The 5,953-nt window shown below is 50.0% G+C and carries 7 protein-coding genes, 1 rRNA gene and 1 other annotated feature; of the genes, 3 read left to right on the top strand and 5 right to left on the bottom strand.

Going from position 1 to position 5,953, the window contains the following annotated elements; translation table 11 throughout:
- Nucleotides 1-669: DVU0298 family protein (locus ACYC56_RS11480; protein WP_461374319.1), on the top strand; the 669-nt coding region annotated here is incomplete at its 5' end.
- Nucleotides 670-775: 106 nt separating this feature from the next.
- Entirely contained in the window at nt 776-1,456 is a 681-nt protein-coding gene (locus ACYC56_RS11475; RefSeq protein ID WP_461374318.1) for a DVU0298 family protein, read from the top strand.
- Between the two features lie 28 nt (nt 1,457-1,484).
- Here the strand turns inward: ACYC56_RS11475 and ACYC56_RS11470 are convergent, their stop codons facing one another.
- Nucleotides 1,485-1,874 (bottom strand): DUF302 domain-containing protein, encoded by a 390-nt coding sequence (locus tag ACYC56_RS11470; RefSeq protein WP_461374317.1) that lies wholly within the window; start codon nt 1,872-1,874, stop codon nt 1,485-1,487.
- Nucleotides 1,875-2,047: 173 nt separating this feature from the next.
- On the opposite strand from ACYC56_RS11470, the gene ACYC56_RS11465 reads away from it, so the two are divergent.
- Nucleotides 2,048-2,350 (top strand): GYD domain-containing protein, encoded by a 303-nt coding sequence (locus tag ACYC56_RS11465; protein WP_461374316.1) that lies wholly within the window; start codon nt 2,048-2,050, stop codon nt 2,348-2,350.
- Between the two features lie 109 nt (nt 2,351-2,459).
- On the opposite strand, the gene ACYC56_RS11460 is transcribed toward ACYC56_RS11465, so the two are convergent.
- The 4 genes from ACYC56_RS11460 to ACYC56_RS11445 all read right to left on the bottom strand — a co-directional run bounded on the left by ACYC56_RS11460 (nt 2,460) and on the right by ACYC56_RS11445 (nt 5,878).
- Complete coding sequence (locus tag ACYC56_RS11460; protein ID WP_461374315.1) at nt 2,460-3,389, bottom strand: stalk domain-containing protein; 930 nt, start codon at nt 3,387-3,389, stop codon at nt 2,460-2,462.
- 184 nt (nt 3,390-3,573) lie between these two features.
- Nucleotides 3,574-4,389 (bottom strand): class I SAM-dependent methyltransferase, encoded by an 816-nt coding sequence (locus ACYC56_RS11455; RefSeq protein ID WP_461374314.1) that lies wholly within the window; start codon nt 4,387-4,389, stop codon nt 3,574-3,576.
- A gap of 103 nt (nt 4,390-4,492) precedes the next feature.
- Nucleotides 4,493-4,609, bottom strand: a 5S ribosomal RNA gene (gene rrf, locus ACYC56_RS11450).
- Between the two features lie 203 nt (nt 4,610-4,812).
- Nucleotides 4,813-5,173, bottom strand: a sequence feature (23S ribosomal RNA rRNA prediction is too short).
- Between the two features lie 147 nt (nt 5,174-5,320).
- Nucleotides 5,321-5,878 carry a hypothetical protein gene (locus tag ACYC56_RS11445; protein ID WP_461374313.1) on the bottom strand — a complete coding sequence of 186 codons (558 nt, stop codon included), beginning with the start codon at nt 5,876-5,878 and terminating at the stop codon, nt 5,321-5,323.
- Nucleotides 5,879-5,953 lie beyond the last annotated feature (75 nt).

Genomic DNA, 5,953 nt, shown 5'->3' with positions numbered 1-5,953 from the left:
GAAACGAAGGTCGATAGATTGAGTATTAAAACCGAGGTGCAGCGGCTTCTAGACGCTAAGCGATTTGAGCAAATAGCCGACCTTGCCGAGAAAGAACGGCGTGTGGTACGGTATTTGTTTTCGTTTCTGTACTCAACCGATGATCTGCTACATTGGCGCGCCGCCGAAGCCCTGGGCATCGTTGCGGGCAGAGAAGGGGCGCGCGGTAGAGATGGGCAGAGGAACATCCCGCGGAGGTTGGTATGGTCGTTGGCCGAGGAGTCCGGCTCAACGGCCTGGCCCGCACCTGAGGGATTGGGTGCGGTTGTCGCACATCAACCTAACAGCTATCTCGATTTCGGCCGTATCGTGATGTCGTTTATCGAAGACCCCATCCTGCGCCGCGGCGTTCTGTGGTCTGCCAGAAAGATCGCCGAGAAAAGGCCCGACCTGGTGCAAGACTCCTCGCCCGCCATCATCGAGTTGCTGGACGACCCCGACCCCACCATCCGCGGGCACGCTGCATGGGCGATCGGCGTCACATACAACCGCGATGCGATAGACAAGCTTAAGAAATTGCAGCAGGATACCGGCCCCCTGACGATCTATAACGAAGGCGAGCTACAGCCCACGACCGTAGGAGAGCTGGCTACGAAGTCCCTTGCAGAGCTTGGAATGTGGAACCCGTAATCTAATAATAATTGATTGCCCGGCACCTCTAAGTTAAAGTAATAGCAGGAGTTAAATGTGACACATATACGATACCGGGTATTATTCCCGACAAGGAGCGATTTGTTTGTCATTAAAGGATGATATTAAGAGTCTGTTAGAGAAGAAAGACTTCGACGGGGTAGTGGAACTGGCCGCCCGCGAGCGGGGCGTTCTTAAATACCTGCGGTCGCTGCTCTACAGCGAGGACGACCTGCTGCACTGGCGGGCCGCCGAGGCGTTCGGGCGAATCGCGGAGCATCCGGATATTATGAGCCGCGAGAAGGTAAACACGACGTTAACCCGCCTGTTTGTCTCATTAGAAGACAAATCCGGCGGTACGGGCTGGGGATCTATGGAGGCGATCGGCGCCATCGTTGCCGCACGTCCCGATGAATTCGGCAAAGCCATCCCCAAGATGTTCTCATATATTTGGGACGGCAGGATTCGGAAGGGGCTGTTGTGGTCGGTGCGTAGAATCGGCAAAGAACGCCCCGACCTTTTAAAAGATAAGATATTTCACATCGTCGGGCTCTTGAGAAACCCCAGCAACACGACACGCGGGCACGCGGCGTGGGCGCTTGGCGTAATCGGAGATTCAGATGTGCGAGTTCTGGAAGGCCTGGTAGTCGATGTTAAAGAGACCCTTGAAGGACTGCTGCAGGACGAGAGCCGCATTCACGTTTACGACGATGGCGAGCTGCAGGAACGAACGGTCTCCCAGATAGCAAAGGAGGCCCTTGCCGCCCTTAACGGACGGCAAGGTTAGTGCCGGAAAAGCCTTAGTAATACTTGCGTTATTTAGCGTTGTCGATGATCTCGATAACGTCCTTCTCAACAGCCATTGCCTCTTCGGCTGAAACCTCTGGGAAGAACTGCGACATTACGGACGCGCGCATCGTTGCGATCTTGATCTTGCCGTTTTCTTCCATAATATTGATGCGGCATGGCATAAACAGCGACACGTACCTGCTCTTATTCAAGAATGTGTTGGCATGTTTGCCGTTGCACATCTCGATTAACTTAAGCGGTTTCTGGTCGAATCCCTTGGATGACAGCCTCTCGCTGATATCGATAACATTAAATACCGCCCAACCCTTTTGCTCGACGGCCCGCAATACCGATACCGATGCTTCCTCAAAGCTCTTCTCGGTTTCTACAACGTATGCAAAATCCTCTACATTCACATCTATCAACCCCTTAGCCAATTGGTATATTAATCGTAAATATACCCTAGGGGGGTATTTTTGTCAAATAGTATCGTAACTGCTTTCGTCATTGGTAATGAACCATAAGACTTCCCGCAATTGGGTACAAAGTTTGCTGAAAGCCGGTTTTGTAATAAAAGGAGGATAACGGTATGGCGATGTTTGTAATGCTCACCAGCTTGACCGATGACGGGATGAAAACGCTCAGAGAAAATCCTGAAAGAATCAAACAAGTAAACGATGAGGTCTCAGAGAAGTTCGGCGTAAAAATAATGTCGCAGTACATGGTCATGGGAGATTACGATTTCGTAAATCTAATCGAAGCCCCGGACAACGACACGATGGTAAAGATGGCTATCGAGCTTGGCGCCCGCGGTACGCTCAGAACCATGACCATGCCCGCCATGGAGGTCGACAAGATGATCCAGGATCTTAAGGGACTACAGGCAGCATAAGCGGGTCGCTACATGACATGAGCCCGTTTTTAAACGGGCTCATGATAGTTACATAAAACAAAGCGCTTTATTCTATTCCGGCCTTCGGCAAAAGGTTTTTACCCGCCCCTTATTTTATCTTAAAAGAATCGAACATTTCCGCCGCGGTGTCTACGTAATTATCGTATGTCGCCGCTTCAGCGTCATACGTTAGACGATATGCTTTATTGTTTACAACCGTCCAAGCCTCCATGCTTTTAACGGCTGTGCCCTCGAATTTCGCTGTATACACTACCAGATACCAAGGATTACCGCCGATGGTCACATCTGTCGATTGGATAAAGGTTATGCCCGGATAGATCGTCCTTAACAAATCGATGTTCGCATCCGTGTATTCATCCAAAGTCATAGGCATGCCCGATAAAGCCTCTGTTTCCACTATCACGCCCTCATATTCGGGTGAGCTAAACGCGATAAATAAGTCCTCATCCAACACATCCCATATCTCGGGGTAATCCATAACGAACTCAGTACCATCATACGTAATCATGTCCGGCTTCGGACATCTTATGGTAATGCTTTTATCGTCGGGACCCCAGATGATATCGGCGCTAATAGCCTCCAAAACGAAACGGAGCGGCACAAAGATGCGGCCCTTAACATTCACCGGCATCACTTTTGAATTATTTGCATCGATAGGAACCTTGACCCCGTTTATATCCGCCGTTGCATTTCCAACCCACAGATTGATATCGACTGGCTCCAAAGAGACCGTAACTTTTTGTTGTGCCTGATCCCAGGAGACCTGTCCGCCTAATGGTTCCAGGGCGTAGCGAATTGGGATGAGCGTGCGGCCATTAGTTGAAAATGGGGCTACATCCAGCTTTCTTGCCGCACCGTTAACGGTATAGTTAAGGCTTCCAAGTTTGAACACGAGCGTCGTCATGTCCGCGCTGCTGGCTTTCATGTGGGGCGCGGCACCAGTACCGGCTGTTGCCAGACCCCCCGGTACCGCTAGGATCATAAGCACTACAAGTAAAGCAGAAATCAGTTTTTTCATTACCATGTCTCCTTGTGTTTTGGTCGCGGTGAAACAAGTATGGGGCTATGGTAATGCTAAGATAACGCTTGCTATCTTGTCAATGTAAATAACTGAGGACAAAACAGATGAAACTTGATTGTGGCTAGCGGATTTGATACAACAAAACTATGAAACCAAAACGATAGATTCGTATCCTCCACAGCTAGAACCGATAAAGCAGGCACCTCATCCTCTGTAGAGCAGGAATGGAGTCCATCATGCGAACAAGCGCGCGCATTACCCAGGGCATTCTAGAGAACCCCGCCAAGTGGGGCGCCCGCAAGTCAGCGATGAGATCGAGACGCGGCTCCAATTTCTTGATGTCCTGAGGGTCATCGATCCCCCAACTAAAGGTGGCGCTGGTTCCCTTAACACTTCCACCGGTTTTTGCCATCCACCGAACCGATTGAGAGCTAAGGACATCAAACGCTATCTGTCCGCAGGGAAAGTGAGCGGTCAGCCGGTTGAGGAGCAGTTTCATGACATCCTCCGTGAGGTACATCGTTACTCCTTCGGCAACGATCAACGCCAGGCGATCACCCGGAACCTCATCCAGCCAGCCCAGATCTGCTAGCGATGAGCCAATCATGCGGTACCCTGCCCGTTCGGGATACAGACGCCGGCGCAACTCGATGACCTCTGGGTAGTCCACATCGAACCAGCGCACGCCTTCAGGCGGGTCGATCCGGTACACGCGGCTGTCCAGGCCGCACCCCAGATGTAGGACGGTGGCGTCGGGATGATCCGCCAGATACCTGGTCGTCCACAGATCGAGTTGTTTCGCCCTGATCGCTATAAGGAGAGCCCTTAGCTTACCCACCTTGAATTTCCCGAAATCGTAATCGATACGGTCGACCGCGTCCTCCGCCCACTTATCCTGAAGAATCGGGTCCTTCGAACGGCTCTGCAGCGCCCTGGCGTACAGGGTCATGAGCATCGTTTCTTTCTCTTCTGTGAAATGAACCTTTTCGGATTGCATAAATTACATTGTAACCATTCTTAACTTTTAGGTCATAATTTTACCGATGATGATATTTATAAAATAGGAAAGGCCTCTAAGCATTAACTTAGAGGCCTTATAGAATCGGCGGCGTCCTACTCTCCCACCCCGTTACCAGAGCAGTACCATCGGCGCTGAGGGACTTTACTTCCGTGTTCGGAATGGGAACGGGTGTTTCCCCCTCGCTATAGCCACCGAAAAGGTTAACTTTTCAAGCTGCTCAATAGTATACCCCATTGAGCATTCTTTTCAAAGTTCGTGGTTCGTGGCTTTGGCCCGGCTTACTTCTTCACCGAACCTTTAAGCCATGGATCCATGAACCTTGAACGCTCTGAAAGAGTTCAACTATTACCATTGAACCTCTCAAAACTACACAGCGTCCGTCTCGTGACAATCAAGTCCTCGACCAATTAGTACCGCTCGGCTGCAAATATCTCTATTCTTCCACCTGCGGCCTATCAACCAGGTAGTCTACCTGGGGTCTTAACTCTTAAAAGAGTGGGAAATCTCATCTTTTAGGAGGCGACCGCCCCAGTCAAACTGCCCACCTGACACTGTTCGGTAGCCGGATTACGGCCTACCGTTAGAACCTCAATACATCAAGGGTGGTATCCCAAGGGTGGCTCCACCAAGGCTTGCGCCTCAGCTTCAAAGCCTCCCACCTATCCTGTACATGATGAATCAAAATCCAATGTCAAGCTGCAGTAAAGGTTCACGGGGTCTTTCCGTCTTGCTGCAGGAAACCGGCATCTTTACCGGTAATACAATTTCGCCGAGTCTCTGGTTGAGACAGCGCCCAGATCGTTACGCCTTTCGTGCGGAGGTACCGTTCCCGAGCGTCTTTTCGAACCTCTGTCTTTGTAGCCCTAATACAGCGCTATTCAAACCATAGAACGCTGTGCGATGAGTTCTATGGTATCGTAGGCGGAAGGCTTTGTACTAAGAAACGATCGCCTGCCTTTCTAACGACATAATTAAAGTGACTTATTGCTTGATCTTTGGTTTGCCCCGGAAGGGGCCCACGAACGTAAAGGTCGCCATCGGATGCGGTGAGTTCGACAGCAAATCCAAAGGTGTCTTGGGAAAGTTGCTTCTCACGTATAATCTTTCTTACCAGAAAACACCCTAGCTGACTCTTACATCCAGCCTCGAGAAGAGCTGCGTGATCATTTTTATTAACCGGTGGGTTCCAATTCTGTAAAACTTCATAGCTCCCGCCATAATACTTCGTCGCCTCTCCATATGCTCCTTCATGCAACAATGTGAAGAATTTACTTAAAGCTGCGCGAGCCCTTTGCAGATCCTCTTCATTTGAGTTCGGCATCATAGTCGTGGTTCGCTCTGCTAGCGTACTCGATGTCGTCGAAACAAACGCAGTGGTATTTTTCGCTGAGGTACAACTATTAGCTACTAATAGTAACACAATTACACATCCGCCTATTGCGACATAATATTTCCGCTTGCTCATAAGTCCTCCTTCCGCTCTAAACATAACCTGGATTCTAACTATATTGAGCTAGTACTAGATATTAAAAGCCCATAT

It is taken from the genome of Candidatus Aquicultor sp. (assembly GCF_054640775.1).
The sequence above is the reverse complement of the archived record's forward strand: the minus strand, read 5'-3'. Positions and strand labels throughout refer to the sequence as shown.

Bases quoted from the DNA above. Each gene is read 5' to 3' on its own strand.
- ACYC56_RS11445 (WP_461374313.1), bottom strand. From the start codon at position 5,878: ATGAGCAAGCGGAAATATTATGTCGCAATAGGCGGATGTGTAATTGTG.
- ACYC56_RS11460 (WP_461374315.1), bottom strand. From the start codon at position 3,389: ATGAAAAAACTGATTTCTGCTTTACTTGTAGTGCTTATGATCCTAGCG.
- ACYC56_RS11465 (WP_461374316.1), top strand. From the start codon at position 2,048: ATGGCGATGTTTGTAATGCTCACCAGCTTGACCGATGACGGGATGAAA.
- ACYC56_RS11455 (WP_461374314.1), bottom strand. From the start codon at position 4,389: ATGCAATCCGAAAAGGTTCATTTCACAGAAGAGAAAGAAACGATGCTC.